Here is a 22,929-nt window from a genome sequence, read left to right on the forward strand (position 1 = left end):
TTCGACCAATATGTCAAATGCGCATTGCGAGGAGACGCGATGGAAGCTATCTAATGACAGCCGGCGAAGGAGCGCCAATTTATGGCACCACAGACCCCCTCAAGCCCGCTGGAAATCAACCGAGACGATGAGGGCATTAGTTTTGGACGCTACCGGATTTTTCCTCGACTGCGAATTCTTGTCCGTGACGGCGTCAAGCTCGAAATCGGGCCTCGGGCAATCGATGTCTTATGGCTCCTGGTAAAAGCGGACGGCAACGTCGTCACGAAGGAACATTTGCTGGACGTCGTCTGGTCGGGCGTCGCTGTAGAAGAAAATAACCTGCAAGCGCAGATGTCGGCGATCCGGCGCGCGTTCGGAGCCGATCGCGACATGATCAGGACTGAACTGGGCCTCGGTTATCGCCTCGTGAAAAAAGAAAGCAGGCAGCCTGTCTCAGACGCGGTCACCGACAGGATTGGGATGCCGCTGCTACCGACCGCGCTGACACGGCTGCTTGGGAGAGACTCCGAACTCTCCGAGATCCGCAGCCTGTTCGACAAGGGTCGTCTTTTAACAATCGTGGGCACTGGCGGAGTGGGAAAGACCAGATCGGTTTTGGAATTTGCCCAGCGCTTGGCCGAGCAGCAGGTGCATGACGTGCGTTTCGCGGAAATGGCCAAGGTCGCGGAAGGTGACTTGGTTGAGCCGACACTCGCCAATGCATTGCAAGTTCCCTCTCTGGACGCGAGGTATATTCGGCAGGCTTTTGGCGGTTCCGCGACAAGACACAGCATCCTTGTCGTTGACAATTGCGAGCATTTGTCCGACCAGATCGCTGCAGCAATCGAGCTGCTGCTGCAAAATTCGCAAACCATCAAAGTTTTGGCGACAAGCCAGGAACCGTTGGGCATTGACGGCGAGCAAGTCTATCGGCTCGGTCCACTCGCGATACCGCCCACCAACGTAAAAGATCTAAGATCGGCATTGCAGTACCCAGCTTTTGAGCTCCTGGTCGAACGTGCCTCCGCAAACGTGCAGAATTTTGAAGTCGATGTGGAAATGGCAAACGCGATTTGTCACCGCTTAGACGGCCTGCCGCTGGCTCTCGAGCTCGCTGCGGCCCGTGTCGCCACGCTTGGTCTTAGTGGAGTTCTCGCCGTCTTGAACGACCGCTTCAATCTGTTGACGGCGGGACGCAAGACAGCCCTTGCCAAGCATCGAACGCTCAGAGCAACGGTGGACTGGAGTTATCACTTACTCGATGCCGAAGAGCAACTGATGCTCCGGCGCATCTCGGTATTCTCGTCCGCATTCGACGTTGACGCTGTCCATGCGGTGGTGGCGCCGGAAGCAAAGGATCAATGGTATGCAGTCGACATACTGGGTAGATTGGTAAGCAAATCCTTATTGATACTTGATCTGAGTCGGAACCGGCCACGTTATCGCTTTCTCGAGTCAATCCGGTTCTACGCATTGGAGAAGCTCGCGGATGATGCGGAACTTGCGGCGATCATGAAGCGATATGCGACCTACATCCTGACCGCTGCTCGCCGTGCGAACGAGGATTGGAAGACGCTTTCGACAGATGAATGGCATTTGACGCATGCTGGCGCCATCGACGATATCCGCGGCGCACTGGACTGGTCGTTTTCCAACAGCGAGGTGCAAGCTGGCACCAGCATTTTGGCATGTGCAACACCCTACTGGGTTCAGCTATCGCTTCATGACGAATGTCGCCGACGTATTTCCGAGGCTTTGGAACGGTTCGGCGAAAAATTGTCTCCGGGGGAGGAAATGGCGCTGCAGGCCGCATTGGGAACTGCCCTGAGTTGGGCCGTTGGCCCAGTCCCTGAGACGGAGAAAGCTTGGGAAAAGGCGCTTCGGCTTGCCCAGTCGCATGAAGCGGCCGAGATCGAACTGCAAGCGCAGTATGGACTTTGGCTATTCAACCTGAGAGCCGGTCGGTTTAAAGCATCGCTGGAACATTCACAGGAGATGCTGCGGCGCGCAACCGAAGTCGATGATTTCGAGGCCGCGGCCGTTGCACAGCGCATTGCGGGAGTGTCACACCACTTTTCGGGTAGCCATGATCGCGCGCGTGATTTCCTGGAGCGCAGCCTTCGATGGTTTCAGGTCAACCGACCGCCACAGGCGTTCAGGTTTGGGCTGGACCAAAGCGTTGCGGCAAAATCGTTCCTTGCGCGGACGTTATGGGTTTTGGGAGATGTCGATGACGCCAAACGTCTCGCGCAAGCAGCTGTTTCAGAGGCGACACAGTTAGATCATGCGAATACATTGTGCTGCGCGTTGGCTGAGGGCGAATGTACCGTCGAAGCGTTTGAGGGTGATACCGGCGCCGTTTGCCGCGCGACATCGATATTGAAGCAGGTCGCCCGTCAGCACGGACTGGGATTTTGGGACACTTACGCCAGCCTTTTCGACCTTTGGGCGGCTATAGAGAGCGGCCGGTTGGTCGCCGCCAGCGACATCGCTGCTGTCGTGGACGCAGTCACGAGCGCCGGGTTTCATCCGAAATACTCGAACCTCTTCAGCGACATTCTCCTCGCGGCCCGCAGAAAAGGGTGGGATCACTATGCGCTCCATCCGATATCGGAGGCTCTTATGGGAGGGTGTGACGCGGAGCCAAGTTGGGCAGATGTCGAGTTCCATCGGGTAGCATTGCAACTGGATCCGCCGCTTTCTGCGGTCGGTTTTGATCTTTGGAATGTGCTTGCAGATGCCCGCGCGCAAAATGCGTTGTCGTGGGCCCTCAAGATTGCCGTCGACCTTGTGTCGCGCGAAACCTCTGCCGAGACTTCCCGGAATGCCCAACGAGCGCTGATTGAACTGCTCCAGAGCTTTTCTGCTTCCTCGAGGGGCAGGCACGTTGATGCCGCTCGTTTGCTCGCCCAAGCAAGCACGTTGGGATGATCTTTGACCATAGCTCCGAGCCTGTAACGGCGCGAGCCCTTAGTCCCGAACTATAACGACCTGGATGGCGCGCTGCAGTTCTCGCGAAGTCGCCACTTCCTGGCCGCGTGGCGAGCAATCGATATTTGGAATTTTCAGACACCTGAAAATCGTCATCATAGTCGCTGATTGAGGCCCACGATAACGTCCCTCCATCAGCGAACGGCGTTCAGTTGCCGCTCGAGCACAAGACAGGGGGAAGATGGCAGTGGCTGAACTTGTCGCCGTATATGCTGTGCCACACACGCCAAGCTTCGTCGTTGATGCGCAAATCAACGGAGAACAATCGGAGGCAGCGCGATACTTTGCCGAAATCCGGCGGCATTTCGAAGCCGCGAACCCGGACGTCGTCGTGACCGTCAACAACGACCACTTCAACACGTTCTTCTTTGACAATTGGCCAACATTCGCCATCGGCACCGCTGAAGAGACGGCAGGACCGAACGACCAGACACCGGGAATGCCGTGGTACAAGGTCAAGGTGGAGACGGCAGCAGCAAAACATCTCTTCTCGTCACTGATCGGAGCCGGTTTCGATTTTGCATCTACGGTCGATTTCGAGATCGATCATGGCGCGCTTGTCCCTTTGCATTTTATGACACCCGATATGCTCCTGCCGATCGTCCCGATCTTCATAAACTGCGTCGTGCCGCCATTGCCCGCTGCCTCACGATGTTTCGCTTTGGGCCGTGCACTGGCATTGGCAATCCGAACGTGGGACAGCGGCGCACGTGTCGCAGTCGTAGCAAGCGGCTCCCTCAGCCTGGAAATTGGCGGGCCGAGGGCGGAGGTCGGCAAAACTTTCGGTGTCCCCGACCCTTCATGGGCGGCCTGGATCCTGCAAGAAATTAAAAATGCGCGCTTCGACGATGTTGTTTCCCAGGCAACGGAATCGCGGATGCTGAAAGCCGGCAATGTCGCGGGCGAACTTCTCAATTGGATCGTGGCGCTGGCCCTGGTCGGACCGGAGGCTCCAGCAATCCTGATTGATCAGCCACATCTCGGCAACGCGTTCGCGGCGTGGGACGTCAGGGGCAGGGCTCAATGAATATCTATCTCATTCACACCCTTTGCCGGCGTATGCTCCATGACAAGGACTTCCGCAAACTCGTGCAGAGATCGCCTGAGTCGGCAGTCATGTCGATGCCGTTTTCGGAAGATGAGCGAGCCGCATTACTGTCTGGGGATGTCGGGCGACTGAACCGCGAGGGCGCGTCCGGCTTTCTGCTGCTTATCCTGTCCCGTTTCGAGGTGTTCGGCCTGACCCTGCCGGTTTTTAACCGTCGAATGCGAACGGGATCGCCGGAATAGCAGTCCGGCTCCTGCAGCCGAAACAATGAGGAATAGACGGAACGAAGCAGTCCCCCGAGGACGTGCTCCGGAGGAATTCCGTTTTCGACAAGCTCATGATGGAGGATGGAAATGAGCGACGGACAAGTTCAAGCCATAGGGACTGTTCAGCGTCGAGCGCTCTTTAGCAGTTTTATCGGCTGGATGTTCGACGGTTTTGAAACAAGCACCCTGATTTTGGTTGGTGGCGTCGCGGCAATGCTGCTGCTGGGCAACCCGACACCGGACGAAATCAGAATGGCGGTGGGGATCGCCATCGGCGCCACCCTCATGGGTTGGGCCATTGGGGGGACGATCGGCAGCATATTGGCGGATCATATCGGACGGAAAAAGATGCTGATGATCTCAATTGCCGGCTATTGCGCGTTGACGGCGCTGACAGCATTCAGCCCGTCATGGACTGTCCTGATCGTCCTGCGCTTTCTCACGGGAATGTTTCTTGGCTCCGAATGGAGCACAGGAACTGCCCTGGTGGCAGAAACATGGCCCGACAAATCTCGAGCAAAGGCGCTTGGGGTAATGCAATCCGGGTATGGGTTCGGATTCTTTCTTGCTGCCGGACTGTGGCTGTGGCTGCAGCCACTTTGGGGACCAGAGGCCTGGCGCGTGATGTTCGTCATCGGTGTGCTGCCCGCGTTAGTCCTGATGTACATTCGCAGAGAGGTCCCGGAGTCAAAACTTTGGTTGGAAGCGGTCAAGCAATCGGGGTCGAACGACCGTACAGCGGCGAAGGGCAAATCCGGTCTGGCAAATCTGTTCAGTGATCGGGAAGCCCTTGGCAATGCCTTTGCCACCCTGGTGATGGCAGCGGTTACCGTGTCGGTATTTTATGGGACCTCTGCTCTCATTGGGCCCTACATCGGGTCGATAGCCGCCAAGCAAGGGCTAACGGTAAGCACATGGGCGTCGATGAGCGCTCTCATATACAATGGTGGTTCGATCGTCGGCTACGTGAGTGGCGGGTTTATTGCTGAACGCATCGGCCGCAAACCTTATATGCTTCTCATGTTCATGGGTGCGATCTGCTCCGGTGTGATGCAAGCATACACGCCCGAGACGCTGACATGGTCGCTGGTCTCTGTATTCATTCTTGGCGTCTTTACGCTAGGGACATTTTCCTGGATGCCGATCTACCTACCGGAACTCTTCAAAACACGAGTTCGCTCGACGGCTTCGGGCGTGGTCTTCAATCTTGCCCGAATTGTTTCGTTTCCGCTTCCGATCCTGACGGCTTTCCTGTTTTCGACGGTGGGCGGCTATCACATGACGGTTCTGTCGATGACCCTTCTCTACTTCGTCGCCATCCTCGCGCTGTGGTTCCTGCCCGAAACGCGCGGCAAGCCCCTTCCCAACTAACAAACAACTTCAGATAAGGAGATAGAAATGAACCTCGAAATCCAAGGCAAGGTCGCGGTTGTCACTGGCGCAAGTGCTGGGATCGGCTTTGCGGTGGCTGAAGAATTGCTGGCCAACGGAGCACGTGTGCTCATCGTGGCCAGAGACGAGGGACGTCTCAATCAGGCGGCAACCAGGTTGATTTCGGGTGCGCCTGGCCATGAGAAAAATGTGATTGCTCTGGCTGTGGACGTCTCCAGGCCGGAAGCGGCTCAGCTCATCATCGATCAGGCTGTTGGTGCATTCGGCGAACTCGACATCCTGGTCAACAACGCAGGCCGCGCCCATGCCGGCGGTCTTTTGACCTCTACCGAGCAGGATTGGGAGGAAATGACGGGTGTGAAGCTGACCTCGATGCGGCGACTCTGCAGGGCTGCCATCCCGCATATGCAGAAAACAAGATGGGGTCGTATCGTGAACATGTCCTCGATCGGTGGTATCTACCCGAACCCCAAACTGTTGGTCTCCCACGTTCTCAGCGCGGCAATCAACAACCTGACGAAGTCGCTTGCCCTTGAGGTGGCGAAGGATGGCATCCTGGTGAATGCGATCGGAATCGGAGCTGTCGCAACGGACAATTGGGCAAACAACATGGTGCCAGCGGTTCGGCGCGCTCGCGCGGAGTTCAAGGATCTGTCGGATGATGAAGTCGTCGCCCGCATCTCCGCCGAATGCACTCCGGTCGGCCGCGCCGGCTCGGCACGAGAAATCGCCGCCATCGCCGCCTTTCTGGCCTCAAACCGCAATGGTTTCGTGACGGGTGATACGATCGAAGCGTCCGGCGGCGCCGACCGCTTCATGTAATCGCACCGGATCGTCGGCTTTGTTCGGGCTCGAACGATCCATTCCATCGGATAACCCCACACTCGCTGTGCCCAGCCAACAGAGGCGAAGCACAGCGAGGTCTTTCGCAAACGAATATCAAATTGGAGTTCGCGATGACCAAAATCAATGTCACCGCTGAGGAGGCGCTTGCCTATCACAACGAGCCCAGACCCGGAAAATATCAGATCACCGCGTCAAAGCCACTGGACACACCGCGCGATCTGTCACTCGCCTATAGCCCCGGCGTGGCCCACCCGGTGTATGCTATCGCAAAGCGCCCTGAGGCCGTCTACGAGTACACAGTGAAGGGAAACATGGTCGCGGTGATATCGAATGGCACTGCAATTCTCGGGCTCGGCAATCTTGGCGCGCTCGCATCCAAACCGGTTATGGAGGGCAAGGCCGCACTGTTCAAGCTTTTTGCCGATATCGATGCGGTCGACATCGAGTTGGATTCGGAGGAGGTCGACGAGTTTGTCCAAGCCGTCCGATTGATGCAGCCGACCTTCGGCGGAATCAATCTTGAGGATATCAAGGCTCCTGAGTGCTTCCTTATCGAGGAACAGTTGAAGCGGCTGATGGATATCCCTGTCTTTCACGATGACCAGCATGGCACCGCCGTCATCTGCGCAGCCGGGTTGATCAACGCGCTGCATCTCGTTGGCAAACCTCTCGCTAGTGCCAAGATCGTAATGAATGGTGCCGGTGCCGCGGGAATAGCTTGCCTGAAGCTACTGCGGGCCATGGGTGCCCGCCCCGAAAACACTACCCTGTGCGATTCACAGGGAACAGTTTGGCTGGGCCGCGAAAACGGGATGAACCGCTGGAAATCCGAACTTGCAGTCGAGACCACTGCAAGGTCATTGGCGGACGCGATGGTCGGTGCCGACGTGTTCATCGGGGTATCGGTCAAAGGCACCCTAACAAAACAAATGGTTCGCAGCATGGCGGACGATCCCATCATCTTCGCCATGGCTAATCCTGACCCCGAAATAAGTCCGGAGGAAGCTCTTGAGGTCCGCAGCGATGTGATCATTGCAACCGGCCGATCCGACTATCCGAACCAAGTCAACAACGTTCTCTGCTTTCCGTATATCTTCCGGGGAGCGCTCGATGCAAAAGCAAAGCAAATCAACGACGAGATGAAGATTGCCTGTGCGACGGCTCTCGCTCATCTCGCCAGGACTGACGTACCAGACTGCGTCAAGCGAATCCACGGCAGGGATGACCTCGCTTTTGGCCGAGACTACATTATCCCATCCCCTTTCGATCCGCGCTTGCTTAGCGAAGTGGCCTCGGCCGTTATGCAGGCCGCTATTGATTCTGGCGCTTCAGAGGCAAAGATCAGCCCGACTCGATACGCGCCGGGTTACAGCGAGGCGTAGTCTAGGACAAGCTGTCGTGCCGAGCGCTCGAACTGTTAAAAGGCAGCGGCGCTGTACCTGGTCTGAACCGGCCAAGCTGACCATCTGGCCATGAGGTGATCGTGATATCAGCCGGACGATGCCGGCTGTCGATTTGCACTTAATTGTGAGAAAGTGGCAGTTTAGTTCGGGCGTGGCATTGTGAGAATTGTGGCTTCGGCATTCTCACAATTAGATGGAGCGTCACAGGAGAACCGAGTTGTTCGACCAGGCGCTACACGCAATCCGCCGCTCCTTGCGAGGCAGCGCGCTTGCTTTCCTTTCAGTGGCGCGGAGGGTTTGACGGAAGAATTGCGTTTTGTCCCACTCTTGCGGCTCTCCACGTCTTTTTTGGAGGCGTGGCCGGGCGGGGAAGATCAGCAAAGCCTTTCGCTCCAACTGCCGCTTAAGCGTCGACATGCCCTGCGTGATCCCCACTGAGGAGGCGGCGCAACTCGCTGAAACGACGGGGACCCCCGTAAGAAATGCCATCGACGCGGGCCATTTGTCGCCGGCCAACGACAAAGTGCCAGAGATTTCGCTGCAAGAGCGCGTATGAAGAAGATCAGCCGGATCCGGTCGCCTCGAACGCGGCCGACGAGGCCAAGCTGGAGCATCGTTTCACGCGTCAGGCATCGCAGGCGTTTATATCTGCGAAATGATACCCACCAAAGCCGATGCTGACTGATGCAATTGTGCTTGACCGTCCATGATAATGGACACAATGTATCCATTATTAAGCGAGGAAGGTTTACACGTGGGTTTTTGTTGTCTGCAGCAAAACGACATGAAGACATCGATCTCGATTCTCTGGGGATGCCATCCAGTATTCATCTGCTTCGCATCGATACAGGCCGCATGAAACAGGTTCCGCCGCCAAAAGGCGGGCTTTCCGCCAAAAGCGCTCGACGGGTAAGGGAATATCTTCGCGAACATTTTACCGAAAAAATACAGGTCGCGGAACTTGCAACGGTCGCCGGCGTTTCGCCGAACCATTTCATCCTCAGCTTCGCGAGGACATTCGGGATGCCTCCGCACCGCTACCTGATAAATCTGCGTCTGGACATGGCCGAACAGCTGCTCGTCGAAGGCGGAATCGCCATTGCGGAAATTGCTCTTATGACCGCCTTTTCGGATCAGAGCCACCTATCAACAACGATGAAGAGATATCGCGGAAGAACACCGATGGAGCTCCAATTGTCGCGATCCGCACGGTTTTGAAAGAACAGCCGCGTGGCTCTAGGCTGACGTACAGTTCGATAGACAACGCTAACGGGGCTGATCGTGACATCCCGTATATTTTTAGGGGCATTAATCCTGTTTCAATAAAGCTTGGCTAGCTTTGTTTTTGATTGGACAGGGCATGATGCGCCTGTGGTTGGGCGGTGTCTCGACGGCTCACGGACTGCTTTTCTCTTAGAAAATTTCACCTCAAGAGCTCCAGAAATATCGGTTTCGACGAAGCGGGTTCACGCGAGCAAGCGCCAGGAGATGGCTTCGCGCGGAGAGTGAGGGGCGACGGCCGCCGCACCAATCCGTCCCAGCATTTGGATACGTGCCGGAGAACTGACGCCGAGCAGATCGTGAAGCTGGGTCTTTAGTTCAGCAATTGCTGGATAATCGTGCAGAGCCTGGCTGTGTGGCTGAAGCTTGAGGCCGATCGATGTCGCTCCAAGATGAAGACGAGCCCATTCTCGACCGGCTTCAAACATGGACTCGCGTTTATTGTTGGCTGTAGCTATCCAAAAATAGGCTTGACCGGTGTCAACAGCCCCTAGATAGGACTCGACGCCGGCGCGATAACGCGCGCTGGTCACGTCATCGAGCGATGCTCTGGTCATCGAGCCGTCGGCGATAGCAGCCTCGACAGCCGGTCCCAGAAGCGCTGGACCCCATCGATAAGAACTGAGCTCGGCCTTACCAATACGTGTCAAGTTGACGAGCTCGCGACGTACGCCCGCAGTAGACATCTCCAGAAGAAACGCTTTGCGCGCAATGTCCCTTATACGTTTGGCGAAAGCTGGGTCAGCCGTTCCTTGTAGCAATCCGGAACGAATAGCTTGAGCGCGGAGCTTATCGATTTGCTCGGCTGTCACTCTGACAGTTGGGTCGAAAGGGAGCCGGTTTGTCGATCTCGTCAACACATGCTCGACGAGAGGATCGGGTTGCACCGTCGCGTCCCTGACAAATCGGATCGCAACGATGGGACGCGTGTCGAGCATGGCGGTACCCGCCCCATTGGGGAATGGCTTTATCTCGAGACGGTAGCCATCGACGCTGGCTCCGACGCACATCAACTCGGTAAACGTGCCAAATGAAACCGTGAGCTGCCGATCGGGCGGATCGCTGACGGGAAGGCGCCGCGAAAGGTCCGCAAAGACCAGAAGCGAATCGCCGCCAACCAGGCGCGCCATCCAAGGTTGAAGATTTTGGACATTGGGCGCAAGGATTGCATAGGCGAGGGCCCTTACGCGCGGATCGGGATAGTGAGCGGCGTTTGGCAGCCCCTGCCAACCAGCCAAAGGATCGCTATCGGTGTTGATACCCGGCGGGGCAGCCATGACCCGCGAGCAGGAAGCGCCAAGTAACGCTGCGCCGGCCAAGCCCTGCAGGATTGAGCGGCGCGCAAGGCCACCGCCGTCGCCTCCGCGTCCATCTTCCGGGAAATCACCTGTTGTATGCATCGGGAGCTCCATACACTGCCATGGGTACTGCGTGTGACGCGTGCCACTGAAGACTGTTTCGGCACGAAGACGCATGAGCCAACGCTTGTTCTTTCCATTGCCGGGGATAACATGACTCAGCGGAGCCCAAGATTGTCAGTGTCACTGATGCCGTTCTTTGCGAACGAATTTCAGACCTCTGAAGAATTGCAACAGCAATGAGGTCGCTACCTCATCGTCAGATGCCATCTTGGCTAGGAGCCGCCCTTAGGGAGGTCAGTCCCAAGCGCGCTGCAACAAGGTTTGCAGCCGCCAGGTCCCGCGCCGCGCTCGTGAGAGGCCGATCGTCAAGAACCGCCGCCAGCGCCGTTCTTGCTTCCTTTTGCTGCCCTCGATCGGCGAGAAGTTCGGCGAGTTCGGCCGCGATCCGCAACGTCCAGGCTTTCGCCTTTTGTTGGCGGCTGATGGCGAGGGCGCGCCTGAGGCATATCAGCGCGACGTCGTTTGATGCCTGCAAATGCGCACTAATGCGTTGGAATTCAGGCTCACCCCAGTTCATGGTCTCACGGTATGGAGAGCTGAAATGTGCGGTGACCGAAGAAAATGCACGGAGATCGAGCTTTTCCCGGTGAGCGGCGAGCACAATATCGCTAAGCAATACCGAGTATTCCGGATCGAAACCCAGGCGTTCGATCGTAGCCAGGGCTGCCGCCAGGCGCGAGGCAGGGACGCATCCTTCGCCGGAGATCTGAGCCCATAGCTCGAATAGATCACCATAGGTGTTCCAAAAACCAAGCCCGTGTTCGCGCGCAATGTACTGCAGACATTTGACTTCGCTCCCGACAGCACTAAAGTCGCCGTCAAGCGCACTGACGGTGCACCAGCCTTCCGCCAACGCGCAACAGAGTGTGTTGGCGTGGTCGAGCTGGTGCGCTTCGCTCACCGCCGTTCGGCTCATCGCCTTGGCTTCGTCAGCGAAGCCTTGGATCCACAGCACGCGCGACAGAAAAGCGAGAGCCGCTAGCCGCTGGTCGAGCCCAAACCGAAACGCCTGCTGAGGGCGGTTTGCGTCGAACCACCGGAGACTGCTGTCGATAAGTTCGCGCGCTCGATCATGGTTACCCAAGAAATGCTCAGCGACGCCTGAAATCCGCTGGCCAACGGCACGTGCTTCGAGATCTTGCAACAACGAGGACCGCAGCAGCAGTTCTTCTGCGTGTTCGAGCGCCGCCTCGTAATGCCCACATCTCAAGTTGTAAAGCCAAAGACCGTAACGTGCCTGCAGTGCGATCTCGCTGGCATTCAATTCCTGGGCGAATGTCAAAGCCTTGTGCCAAGCCGCGCCGGTTTCGGGGACTGGCCCAATGGCCCAACTGAGCGCCGTTCCGAGCGCTGCCAGCAGCAACATCTCGTGTTCCTTATCGAGTGTCTCGGAGCGATGGGCAAGGGCCAGGGTAATGCGCCGGCGGCATTCGTCGTGCAGGGACAGCTGGATCCAAAAAGGCGTTGCGTTCGCCAGCGTACTCATCCCGGTTGCCAGGTCTCCGTTCGGGGAAAAGGACCAGTCCAAGGCAGCCCGCAGATCGTCGATCACATCCGCATAGGTCGCTCGCCATTCCTGCGTGGGGAGGGTTTTCCAGTCGTTCGAAGCGCGCCGGGCCATCTCAAGAAAATAGCGCGCGTGCCGTTCGGCCGTGATATCAACATCGCCACTCTCCGCGAGCTTCTCCAGCGCGTAGAAGCGAATGTTTTCCAGAAAACGATAGCGTGGGACCGGCCGATTGAGATCCAGGAGAAGCAGCGACTTTTCAACCAGGCTTCCTAGCAGATCAAGACTGAGCCAGGGATCGTCATCCTCCGGCGTTGCAACCGCTCGTGCCGCCTGCGCATCAAAACTTGACGCGAAAAGCGCTAGGCGACGAAGCAGCCGCTGTTCGCCCTCGCTCAGCAAATGGTAGCTCCAATCCACCGTTGCCCGGAGTGTGCGATGCCTGGATAAGGCGGTCCGGCGCCCAGCCGTCAAAAGATTGAAACGGTCGTCGAGACCGGCCAGCACGCCGCTAACGCCGAGGGTCGCAACCCGAGCGGCCGCAAGTTCCAATGCAAGGGGCAGCCCATCAAGCCGTTGGCATATGCTGCTCGCAGCCTCGACATTGAGCTCGCGCGTTTGCGCAATTGCGGCGGAGCGCTCCGCGAATAGTTCGAAAGCTGGGTAGGATATTGCGGCATCGAGATCGTGCGTGCCTGCCGGCGGCACGGCGAGCGGCGCCAGGCGATAGACTTGCTCGCCCTCCAACCCAAGGGGCTCCTGACTTGTGATCAGAACCTTCACGAAGGGCCCATGTCTCAGAATCATTTCGACGTGGCGCGCGAGCAGCCCGGCCAGATGCTCACAATTGTCAACGATCAGCAGGAATTGTTGGGTGGAGAGATTTGTCTCGATCCGATCCGCACGCTCGATATCAGACGAAGACATCTGCAGAGCGCCTGCGAGGGTCGGGCTCACCAGCTCGTCTTCCGAGATTTTGGCCATCTCGGCAAGACAGACGCCGTCTTTGAACTGGAGTCCCATCCGCCGGCCGAGTTCCAGCGCAACGCGCGTTTTTCCGACACCGCCGGTGCCGGCAATCGTGACAATACGGCCTCTATCGAACATTTGCTCAATGTCGCGCAGATCCGCTGCACGTCCTAGTAGCGACGTCAGCGGAACAGGAAGACCGCGCACATGCGATCGCCGATCTTCCGGAAGTTCGGCTTTGGAGCTGGACAGGTCTTGACCGTTAGCGGCCAACCGATAGCCGAGACCGAACTCGGTCCGAATCATGCCACGATCCGAACCAAGCGCCCGCCGAATGGCAGACATCTGGGCCTGGAGGTTGTTCTCTTCTACGACAACGCCCGACCAAACGGTGTCGATGAGCTGATCTTTCGAAACGAGTTCACCGCCCGCTTGGACGAGAACCCAGAGAACATCGAACGCGCGCGTGCCGATGTCGACCTTAAGTCCGTCGCGCAGGATCAGGCGCAGGCGCGGAAAGATGCGATAGCGACCGAAATCGACGCCTTCGTCGTCGCGCGACAGGTCGTTCGAGGAGGATAAAGCGGTGGGTTTCATGCCGCTATAGTACACGATGTGCCGCTCGCGGCGCTCACAATTGTTTGATGTCACCGTCCTGAAAGCTTTCGACAGTCTCATTGTTTAGCAAAGGCAAGCGGTTTCGCGGGGTTAGATAATGGACGTGCGCATTCGAGAGGCCGCATTTCAGACTTCTGAAAATCCCGACCAAGGCGCAGGTGCAACCCGTCTGTCAGGGTCACGAATATCGGTCTCTTCGAACCAAGCAGTCTGTTGATTGCATGGGGACTTCGGAGGCCGATGAATTTGCGATGCAGCATCTATGACTTCCTGAAGGAGTTCGAATGACACCGCGTGCTTTTCTTTACGTCGCTTCGGCGCTTTGTGTCCTCGGTTTCGCTTTGCCTGAGCAGCAGGTATTCGCCCAAAGTAAGGGGACAGGTGGCATGGCCCTCGATGGTCGACCTCATCCTGGGTCGCCGATCACTGGCTGGACCGGTAACATCTCGCCCAGCGATCCGTACTCCGCAGGCCCGAATATGGGCGCTTGGATCACGAAGGCAGGCCTGATTCATTCGCGCAGCGAAGTTGCCGTGGGCGAGGTCGGCGGCAAAATGTATGTGCTTGGCGGTTATGCGGACGGTGACGTCGCCCAGACGTTGAACGAGGAATACGATCCCGCCAGTGATACTTGGCGAGAACGTGCCCAATTGCCACGTGGCGCCAATCACATCGCCGCTGTCGGCCTGAACGGCAAGCTCTACGCGATCGGCGGCTTCAGCCAACAAAACTTCAATGCAATTGCCGATGTTTCGGCATACGATCCAACAGCCAATAGTTGGACGTCCATCGCACCGCTCCCGCAGCCACTCGGTTCGATGGCCGCGGTCGCCGTTGACGGGGTGATCCATGCAATTGGCGGGGCGACCGGCACCACGAACGATAACCGCCACACCATCGCCGTGCACTACATCTACGATCCCAAGATAAACACGTGGACCGAATCAGCACCGCTGCCGTTTCCGCGCGAGCATTTCAGTTTGATCGCGTTACATGGCAAGCTCTATGCGATCGGCGGCCGCATGGAGAACTTCTCGCAGAACGCGCAGACCGTTTTTATGCTCGATCTTAAAGACAAGAACGCCCGTTGGGTTGCGCTTCCTCTTATGCCTGTCGCGCGGAGCGGCACCCAGGCCGCAGTTCTGCAGGACAAAATCTTCGTCTTCGGCGGCGAACGATTTGGTGGCGTGTTTAACAATACCGAGATGTTTGATCCCACCACGGAGCGCTGGAGCGAACTGACGCCCATGCCAGTCGGTCGCCACGGAACTGGCGCCGTGGCAATTGGCGATCTGATCTACGTTCCAGCCGGAGGCCCGCTTAACGGTGGTGCGGCGCAAACGAACGCCAACCAAGCCTTTTCCTATCCATGAAGTTGCAAATGACAGTCGCAAACGGAGCGCCGCAATCCATGTCACGCCAATTCTTTCGATGGTCTGATCTCGCATTCGCGAGCATCATACTGCTTACCTTGCCGATGGGCGTCTCGGCCGAGGAGCCCAAAATCGAGCACGTCACGGATTTTGTGAATGATCAGCCGGCGGGGATCGCGGTGACGGACGAAGGACGCGTCTTCGTGACCTTCCCCCGTCACACTGGAACTGTCGACTTCACCGTTGGTGAAGTCAAAAAAGGGAAAACGACGGCTTTTCCAACCACGGAGTCCAACACACCGAAGTCGAACGACCCGACCAGTACCCTGTTCTCCGTTCAGTCGCTGGTCGTCGACGGAGCCAATCGGCTCTGGATGCTCGATACTGGCGTCATGCAGGTGGGAGGAACGCCCGTAACCGGAGCTCCTAAGCTCGTGGTCGTCGATCTCACCACCAATAAGGTTATGCGAGCATACACTATTCCAGCAAACGTTCTCGTGACCAAAAGCGCATTGAAAGACTTTCGCCTGGATTTCAGCAGATCGGCCGCCGGCACGGCCTTTGTCACCGACAGCGCGCCTGGTGCCGAAGCCTTGATCGTCTTTGATCTCGGCTCCGGAACAGCCATGCGCCGTCTCAGCGGCAGTGGTGTGGTGGGGCCAGGCTCGGGTCAAGCGCCTATCGTCGAAGGCGCGCCACTTATGGTTCGCCCAAAAAACGGAGAGGCTCATCCCTTCGCGGTGGGGCTCAATGGCGTCGAGCTCAGTCTCGACAGTCAGACGCTGTATTTCAACGCCTTCACGGGACGTCGTCTTTATTCGTTGCCAACGCGTGCCGCAGCAGATCCATCGATCACCGAAGAGGACCTGGTAAAACAGGTACGCGAACTGTGTGACATGACCATTGCCGGACATCTCGCTATCGACGCACGTGGCCGCATCTACGCGATGGACATGGAGCACAACGCAATTTTGCGCAAAGATCCCGAAGGCGACTTCCAGCCTTTCGTCACCAGTAACATGTTCATCTGGCCTGACACGATGGCAATCGGACCGGACGACAAGCTCTACATAACATCGTCTCAACATGACCGCGGCCCGCTCTTTCACGGCGGGATCGATCAGCGGAAGCGGCCATTTGTGCTGTACCGGGTTTCGATCGGGGCCGGACCCGTACGGGCAGGGCGGCATAGTCTCTAACGGATGGCGCCGCCTTAATGGAAGTCAGGATCTGAAGGGTGGTACAATCGGCCTTTCAGGCGTCGGTCGAGAATGCAATTTCACGCCAGACGGTTACGGCCTGGGTGCGGAGTTGGCGATGAGATGTTTCCGATGGAGATGAAAAAGGTTGGTGACCTGGCCGTGAACCGAGACGAAACGTTGACATTACCGCGCCGATTTGAAGCGCATCATCCGCCTCTATCGTCGCAGCGGCAGATGAGAATTTTCTGCGCAGTTGTTCAGGCGCTTGTGCGAGCGATGCTCGACACCCGGCATCAATTCAGCTTTGGCGGCGGTGTAAGAGCGCAGCTTGTCGGTCACCATGACGCGCGGGGCGGTACCCTGATCTTTGAGGAGCTTAAGCATCAGCCGAAAAGCCGCACCCTTGTTCCTGTGGCTTTGCAGCAGAGCTTCGAGAACGTAGCCGCTGGCATCGACGGCGCGCCACAGCCATACTTCCCTGCCTTGATCGCCAGACCATCTCATCGATGGTGCCACTTATCGGCAAAGTGACAAGATCGCCGTCGGAGTTGATAGGCGAATTTCGGGCCAAATTTCGTTGTTCATTCTGCGACCGTCTGAAACGAGACGTCATGCCACGCTCGGCAAGCAGGTCCTCCACGTCATGCAGGCTCAGCGGAAATCGATAATAGAGCCACACCGCGTGCGCGATGATCTCGGCCGGAAAGCAGTGGCGTTTGTAGTGGGCGGACACCTCTCCAGTCATGCCGATAGACTATCCTTCCAATCCACACCAGTTCGTTAAGGCGACACCACCCGATGGCGGTTGCACCCATCTCGACCCGGGCCGTGTTGATGATGCCGCCGATACCGGTCGTCACACCGCAGCCGATGTAGTAGATCTTGTCGAAGGGCGCGTCAGGATTGACCTTGGCGACGACGATCTCCGGCAGGACCGTGAAGTTGGAGAAGGTCGAGCAGCCCATATAGTGGTGGATCTTGTCCTTGCCGATCGAGAAGCGCGAGGTACCATCCGGCATCACGCTCTGGCCCTGGGTCGCGCGGATCGATGTGCAGAGATTGGTCTTTCGCGAGGTGCAGTAATAGCACTCGCGGCATTCCGGCTTGTAGAGCGGAATGACATGGTCACCCTTCTTCACGGACGTTACACCAGGGCCGACATTGACGACGATGCCGGCACCTTCGTGGCCGAGAACGCCGGAAACAGGCCTTCCGGATCGGCGCCGGATAGCGCGAAATCATCGGTGCGGCAGATGCCGGTCGCCTTGACCTCGATCAGCACTTCGCCGGCCTTCGAGCTGAACAGTCATGACCTCGAGCGGTTTTCCTGCCTGAACGGCAACGGCGACGTGGACATCCATGTTCGATCCCTTACTTAAATACTTGCAACGTTCACAGCGCAACGGGCGGCAAGTCTGTGAGCATTAAACCATCTTTTCCAGCTGCGGCACGATTTCGAAGAGGTCGCCGACGATGCAGTAATCGGCGACTTGGAAGATCGGGGCTTCATCGTCCTTGTTGATCGCGCCGATGACCTTGGAATTCGTCATGCCAGCGAGATGCTGGATCGCTCCGGAAATGCCGGCCGCGATGTAAAGCTGCGGGGCGACAACCTTGCCGGTTTGGCCGACCTGCCAGTCGTTCGCGGCATAACCTGCATCGACCGCAGCGCGGGCGGCGCCGACGGCAGCACCGAGCTTGTCGCCGACCGGCAGGATGACTTCTTTGAACTTGTCGGCGGAGCCGAGTGCACGGCCGCCGGAAATGATGACCTTCTTGGCGTCGGTCGACCGAACGGTCTGGATGGCATCCACGGCATAGATCGTGCGCTTGAACGTGTCGGCGGAAACCACTTCAATGATTTCCGAGACCTGCGCGACGTCGAGCAGCGCTGCAACGCGCGGCATGACGTTCTTGGCCCAAGCGGTCGCCGGTGCGTTGATCATGTCATAGGAGCCGGCGAGCGAGACGATCAGTGCCGCCCGCGGTTCCGCCAGGTTGTTATGGCCACAAGGCGTTCCAATGCCACTGAAATTTCCTGGGTATTCACGATGTTAATATGAGAAATTAATATAAGCAATTTTGTGAACGCCTCGATTTCCTTTAGATCTCTGATCGGAAGGAGGTCAGTCGGCTTGCGAAAGCAGTGAGCTCGCTGACACGTGGAGGCATGATGTTCAAATATTTTCCCGCCAACTATGTCTGCAATCTCTCCGTCGACCTGTCGATCCCTTGCGATCAGAATGGCGGCGGCGCTCCCCTCGATCGGCCCTGCTGCCTACATGCAGCTCTGGCTGCCATATATTCGGTTCCGACCGCTTCTGGTATCTCAACATTCCGCTCGGCCGTCACTTCGAATACAACGCCGGCATAGACAAACACGACGACAACTGGGAGGCGCGCGAGGCGCCCATTGGGCCGGCAGCTTCGCAGGTCGTGCCGGTCGAAATGCGCGAGAATAGGCAACCGGCGGACCTCGTGGCGCCAAAGGCCGAAGCAGGGTCGGTCCAAGTTAGACTGGCATTAGCACAAATTCGGGAGGAGTAAGCATGAGAGGGCACGTCGGGAAGAGGGTTGCGATCGTCGGTGCCGGACCTGGAGGGGTTTCGGCCGCGATAGCCCTTAGAAAGGCAAACTACGAGGTCCGGCTTTATGAGCAGAATCCGGAGCCGAGACCGCTAGGCGGCGCTGTGCTGCTTTCAGTTCCCGTTCTTGCGGTGCTGCGTTACTACGGCATTGACGTGGTCAATAACTTTGGCCTTAAGACGCGCGTCCAGTTCCGCAATCCCAAGGGCGAGGTCCGCGTCGACCTGCCGTTCAACAAATCCGTCGAGCAAGCCATGGGTATCGAAGGCTGGCATTACGGCATCCTACGTTCCTCAGCCTACGCGAAGATGATCGAGGCCCTCCACATTCTGGATCAGGATGTCGTCACACCGGGCCACAAGTTCATCGCCTATGAGGAACGCGGCGACGAGATCATCGTCAAGTTCGAAAATGGTGAAGAGGTTACCGTCGATCTGCTGATCGGCGCTGATGGCATTCGCTCACGAGTGTCGCAACAGGCGCTTGGCGACCTCGGCTTGTTTCATGTAGGCCTGCGGGTCTGGCTCGCCTGGTGTGAGGACATTCTCGAATTGCCGAAGGACATCGGTGCCCTGCATCATGGCCGAAACGTGCAGGCGAGCTATTTCCCCATGAAGCATGAAGGTAAGCCAGGTTTCGAATGGTGGATCGTCGAGAAGTCCTCGGAAGCTGCGACACCGCCCGCCGACCCGGAACGTCATGTCCGCGCTCTGCTGGCACCGTTTGCCCACCCGATGAACCTTTTTGCAGACCGGACGGATTTTTCCAAGCAGATATTCCGATGGGAAGTCTACAACCGCCCGTCGCTCGCGAAATGGTCGAAGGGTCGCGTCGTCTGTCTCGGTGACGCGGTGCATCCCGTTTCACCCTATGCAGCCTACGGCATGGGCATGGCCATCGAAGACGGATACTTTCTCGCCCGGGCGATCGGCACAAGCGATCTGTCCGACAGAGCCGTCGTGGATCGGTCAATCGCGAAGTTTGAGGCGGAGCGCCTCGCCTATTGCAACCATCAGGTCGAATTCGCCCGCAAGCTAGGCAACCTTTTCCACAAGGCGCCGGGGCCATTCGCCTGGTTACGGGACCAGATCTTCGACCGCACGGGCCTGCTTCAATCCATGGTGGAGAAAGGTTATCTCGCCGATGCGGAGCGAATGTCTATGTCCTTGAGGGAGCTCCATGTATGATCAGGCAGCGTTGCTCAAGGGAGACGATTACGGATCCCACCGTTGCCACGCCGTCGCCGAAAACGTGGTCCGGGGGTAGGGTGGCTCGGAGGTCTCGGACGCGAGATCATCGTGTTTCGGCGCGCTGGGGAACTGGATGGGCCGCTCCATGCCTGCCAGCTTTAGCCGGCAAGCGAGAGTGCGTGCGATTGCATATCGCGGGGTTTCAGGACGCTCCTCGGGCAGGACCCGTCTTCCGGATATTCGTGATGACCTTGGAAGCATTAAGTTTCGAAGCTCGTTGCCATGTACCTGGCGGAGAAGCCGGCCCGAGATTGGACTAGCGAGACTTGAATAAGGCAATCGGTCGCGCATCAAAACTCTTCCCAGTCCGCCTTGCGTGCGGCCGATCCGTTGGTGGCGAATGTATCGGCAAGCTTGCGACCGAGTGCCCGTGCCGGCGATGCAACAGGCTTTGTGGTCGTGGCAACCAGACGTGGCGCTGCCACCGGTTCCAGCTTGAACCGAGAGATCAGTTCGCGAAGCGTCGTCACTTGATCGGCCAGACCACTTGTCGCCGCGGTCGATTCCTCCACCATGGCAGCGTTCTGCTGTGTCGCCTGATCCATTTGGTTCACGGCGGTGCTGACTTCCGAAAGGCCGGTTGACTGTTCCCTTGCCGCCGTCGAGATGGAGTGCACATGCTCGTTTACCTTGACGACATGACTTTCGATGTCCGCCAGAGCAGACCCGGTCGCCGTGACCAGCTTTACGCCGGCACTAACCTCGTCGCTGGAGCGATTGATCAGTGTCTTGATATCCTTGGCGGCATTTGCCGATCGCTGTGCCAGCTCGCGTACCTCTTGGGCGACCACGGCAAAACCCTTGCCGGCATCTCCCGCGCGGGCGGCTTCAACGCCCGCATTCAGCGCGAGCAAATTCGTTTGGAAGGCGATTTCATCGATCACATTGATGATTTGACCGATCTCACCGGAAGCTTGCTCGATCCTGCCCATGGCCGCGACGGCTTCCCTTACCACCGAACTTGACTGTTCGGTACTCTTGCGCGCTTCATCGACCATATGGCTGGCTTCAAGCGCCCGCGCCGTGGAGTTCTTCACAGCCACGGTGATTTCTTCGAGGGCTGAGGACGTTTCTTCGAGCGAGGCCGCCTGTTGTTCGGTGCGCTTCGACAGGCTGCCCGAGGCAATCCGCATCTCGCCAGCATTGCTGTTGATGGTATCGACCGCGGCAGATACTTCGCCCAGGACGGAGCTCAAGTTCGCCATCGTCGCATTGACGTTGTCCTTTAACTCGCCAAAGGCGCCCTGGAACTCTCCCTGCATTGCTTCGGTCAGATCACCATCGGCAAGGGCAGCAACAACGCGGCGGGTTTCTGCAATACTGCTGTCAACGGAGGCCACCAATTCGTTGACGCTGGCCGCGAAGCGATCGAGATCGGGGTTGTCGTAAGCCTTCGTGATGCGCTGCGTGAAGTTTCCGGCAACCGCCGCGGAAACGACGGTAGCTATATTCGTCTGGAGGTCCGCACTTTTGGCCTGCAAGGCGGCTTCCTGAGCGTTCAGATCGCGAACTTTGATGCCATTTTGTTTGAAGACCTCGACCGCGCGCGCCATTGCGCCGATCTCGTCGTGACGACTGATGTGGGGTACCAGGGCATCCAGATTTCCATGCGCAAGTTTATCCATGCTGTTGGTCAAACCGGTGATCGGGCGGACAATCGCTTTGGATCCGTAGATGGCCGAGACGATCAATGTCATAATCGCCAGGAGGCCGGTGCCAAGATTGAGCAGCAGGACCAGACTTGCAGCCGAATTTGCGTCTTCCTCCGCTTGGTCGGCTGCTTTCTTCGCAGCGCTGACCCCGTCGTCGAACAGCTTTGCGGCCTGGTCGGATATCATCAGAAGCTTTGCCTGAAGCTCCGCTGATTTTGCTTGGGCAGCGGCGGAGCTATCTTTACTCGGCAGCGTCGCCTTCAAAACATCGACCAGATCGGTTGCCATGGCGAAATAGTTTTCGCTCAGAGTCTTGAGGCCTTGTACCCGATCCCGGTCGGCGTGCGACTTCAGCCCGTTGTTTGCCTCATCCAGAAATGAGATCACCGAATGATGGCGCGCGGATAGGTAATCGACTGCTTTGGCCACCTCTTCCGGGGAGGCTGCCAGTCTCAAATCGCGAACGCCAATCTGCATTCCGCGCAGAGATGCTTTCGCGTCGATGATGTCGCGAGAAACAATCAACTCGTTTTTGAGCAGGTTCGAGCGGTCACCAATCACCTGACCGCCATAGAGCACGATCAAAAGCATGATTGCGACCATCAGGATGCCGATGACAGAGAGAGCTGCGAGCTTTGCGCCGATGCGGGATGAAATAGCTGAAAACATTTCTGATCGCTCAAAATGATCCGCAAGTTGCCTTCATAGGACCGCAGAAATGAAAAATGGCGCCAAGCGTCATGCAATGCGTCAAGTGAGTATTGGGCGAGTATCGATGAAAAGGATTGTCGCGCCGTAACTGTCATAAAACTGTTGCAATGGTAAATAAGTGCTTTCGATTTACGAGTCACTGCCAACAATATTCGCAAAACGGCCTTCGCCTGCGCAAGTTGGTTGCCCCAGCGGATAGCTATTCAAGAATATGGCCTCACATAGGCGGGAGGTATCAGACGAACGGTGTGTGCCCACTCTAATCTCTCGCGCCCACCGGCTTCAATGCAGACAAGGCAAGGGCGAGTTTCCCAAAGAAGTTGATAACGGCCTAGCGACGTAGGCTGCGCCGGACCAAACCGTTGCCTTTAGCTTCTGTGCAGCGGACCTGAAAAATGTTCTTCACCAGGTCGAGCCCTATCTTCGTAATC

The 22,929-nt window shown here is 57.5% G+C and carries 14 protein-coding genes and 4 pseudogenes; 12 read left to right on the forward strand and 6 right to left on the reverse strand.

What is annotated here, in order from left to right; genetic code table 11:
* The first annotated feature begins 81 nt into the window (after positions 1 to 81).
* The 7 genes and pseudogenes from FHT28_RS29965 (at position 82) to FHT28_RS29995 (ending at position 9,146) form a co-directional block, all read left to right on the forward strand.
* Positions 82 to 2,913 (forward strand): winged helix-turn-helix domain-containing protein, encoded by a 2,832-nt coding sequence (locus tag FHT28_RS29965; protein WP_145646271.1) that lies wholly within the window; start codon positions 82 to 84, stop codon positions 2,911 to 2,913.
* A gap of 241 nt (positions 2,914 to 3,154) precedes the next feature.
* Entirely contained in the window at positions 3,155 to 4,000 is an 846-nt protein-coding gene (locus FHT28_RS29970) for an extradiol ring-cleavage dioxygenase (protein WP_145646272.1), read from the forward strand.
* Positions 3,997 to 4,263: a hypothetical protein gene (locus FHT28_RS29975; protein ID WP_145646273.1), complete on the forward strand. Its 267-nt coding sequence runs from the start codon at positions 3,997 to 3,999 to the stop codon at positions 4,261 to 4,263. The genes FHT28_RS29970 and FHT28_RS29975 overlap by 4 nt, the downstream gene beginning before the upstream one ends.
* Positions 4,264 to 4,374: 111 nt before the next feature.
* Positions 4,375 to 5,658 carry an MFS transporter gene (locus FHT28_RS29980; RefSeq protein WP_168598185.1) on the forward strand — a complete coding sequence of 428 codons (1,284 nt, stop codon included), beginning with the start codon at positions 4,375 to 4,377 and terminating at the stop codon, positions 5,656 to 5,658.
* Positions 5,659 to 5,685: 27 nt separating this feature from the next.
* Entirely contained in the window at positions 5,686 to 6,501 is an 816-nt protein-coding gene (locus FHT28_RS29985) for an SDR family oxidoreductase (RefSeq protein ID WP_145646275.1), read from the forward strand.
* A 134-nt stretch (positions 6,502 to 6,635) separates the two neighbouring features.
* Positions 6,636 to 7,856, forward strand: a pseudogene (locus FHT28_RS29990) (malic enzyme-like NAD(P)-binding protein); the annotation flags it as partial.
* 837 nt (positions 7,857 to 8,693) lie between these two features.
* Positions 8,694 to 9,146 (forward strand): AraC family transcriptional regulator, encoded by a 453-nt coding sequence (locus tag FHT28_RS29995; protein WP_246704981.1) that lies wholly within the window; start codon positions 8,694 to 8,696, stop codon positions 9,144 to 9,146.
* Between the two features lie 248 nt (positions 9,147 to 9,394).
* Here the strand turns inward: FHT28_RS29995 and FHT28_RS30000 are convergent, their stop codons facing one another.
* Both FHT28_RS30000 and FHT28_RS36455 read right to left on the reverse strand, forming a co-directional pair.
* The gene (locus tag FHT28_RS30000; protein WP_145646278.1) at positions 9,395 to 10,609 is read right to left on the reverse strand and encodes a hypothetical protein; all 1,215 of its coding nucleotides are present in this window, start codon (positions 10,607 to 10,609) and stop codon (positions 9,395 to 9,397) included.
* 217 nt (positions 10,610 to 10,826) lie between these two features.
* The gene (locus FHT28_RS36455) at positions 10,827 to 12,539 is read right to left on the reverse strand and encodes a hypothetical protein (RefSeq protein WP_246704982.1); all 1,713 of its coding nucleotides are present in this window, start codon (positions 12,537 to 12,539) and stop codon (positions 10,827 to 10,829) included.
* A 390-nt stretch (positions 12,540 to 12,929) separates the two neighbouring features.
* Between FHT28_RS36455 and FHT28_RS36460 the strand changes: the two genes are divergently transcribed.
* The 4 genes from FHT28_RS36460 (at position 12,930) to FHT28_RS30015 (ending at position 16,296) form a co-directional block, all read left to right on the forward strand.
* The gene (locus tag FHT28_RS36460; protein ID WP_246704983.1) at positions 12,930 to 13,280 is read left to right on the forward strand and encodes a hypothetical protein; all 351 of its coding nucleotides are present in this window, start codon (positions 12,930 to 12,932) and stop codon (positions 13,278 to 13,280) included.
* 33 nt (positions 13,281 to 13,313) lie between these two features.
* A complete protein-coding gene (locus tag FHT28_RS36465; RefSeq protein ID WP_246704984.1) occupies positions 13,314 to 13,688 on the forward strand; it encodes a hypothetical protein in 375 nt (124 codons plus the stop codon).
* Positions 13,689 to 14,008: 320 nt separating this feature from the next.
* The gene (locus FHT28_RS30010; RefSeq protein ID WP_145646280.1) at positions 14,009 to 15,097 is read left to right on the forward strand and encodes a kelch repeat-containing protein; all 1,089 of its coding nucleotides are present in this window, start codon (positions 14,009 to 14,011) and stop codon (positions 15,095 to 15,097) included.
* A gap of 8 nt (positions 15,098 to 15,105) precedes the next feature.
* On the forward strand, positions 15,106 to 16,296 hold the full coding sequence (locus FHT28_RS30015) for an L-dopachrome tautomerase-related protein (protein WP_168598188.1): 1,191 nt from the start codon (positions 15,106 to 15,108) through the stop codon (positions 16,294 to 16,296).
* A gap of 55 nt (positions 16,297 to 16,351) precedes the next feature.
* On the opposite strand, the pseudogene FHT28_RS30020 reads toward FHT28_RS30015, so the two are convergent.
* The 3 pseudogenes from FHT28_RS30020 to FHT28_RS30030 form a co-directional block, all read right to left on the reverse strand.
* Positions 16,352 to 17,044 (reverse strand): annotated as a pseudogene (locus tag FHT28_RS30020) (IS6 family transposase).
* 52 nt (positions 17,045 to 17,096) lie between these two features.
* A pseudogene (locus FHT28_RS30025) lies at positions 17,097 to 17,660 on the reverse strand (alcohol dehydrogenase catalytic domain-containing protein); the annotation flags it as partial.
* A 63-nt stretch (positions 17,661 to 17,723) separates the two neighbouring features.
* Positions 17,724 to 18,302 (reverse strand): annotated as a pseudogene (locus FHT28_RS30030) (FAD-binding protein); the annotation flags it as partial.
* A 546-nt stretch (positions 18,303 to 18,848) separates the two neighbouring features.
* On the opposite strand from FHT28_RS30030, the gene FHT28_RS30035 reads away from it, so the two are divergent.
* The gene (locus FHT28_RS30035) at positions 18,849 to 20,072 is read left to right on the forward strand and encodes an NAD(P)/FAD-dependent oxidoreductase (protein WP_112342193.1); all 1,224 of its coding nucleotides are present in this window, start codon (positions 18,849 to 18,851) and stop codon (positions 20,070 to 20,072) included.
* A gap of 353 nt (positions 20,073 to 20,425) precedes the next feature.
* Here the strand turns inward: FHT28_RS30035 and FHT28_RS30040 are convergent, their stop codons facing one another.
* On the reverse strand, positions 20,426 to 22,456 hold the full coding sequence (locus tag FHT28_RS30040) for a methyl-accepting chemotaxis protein (protein WP_145646282.1): 2,031 nt from the start codon (positions 22,454 to 22,456) through the stop codon (positions 20,426 to 20,428).
* Positions 22,457 to 22,929 lie beyond the last annotated feature (473 nt).

The sequence above is a fragment of the Rhizobium sp. SG570 genome (assembly GCF_012275345.1).
GTDB lineage: Bacteria > Pseudomonadota > Alphaproteobacteria > Rhizobiales > Rhizobiaceae > Rhizobium > Rhizobium lusitanum.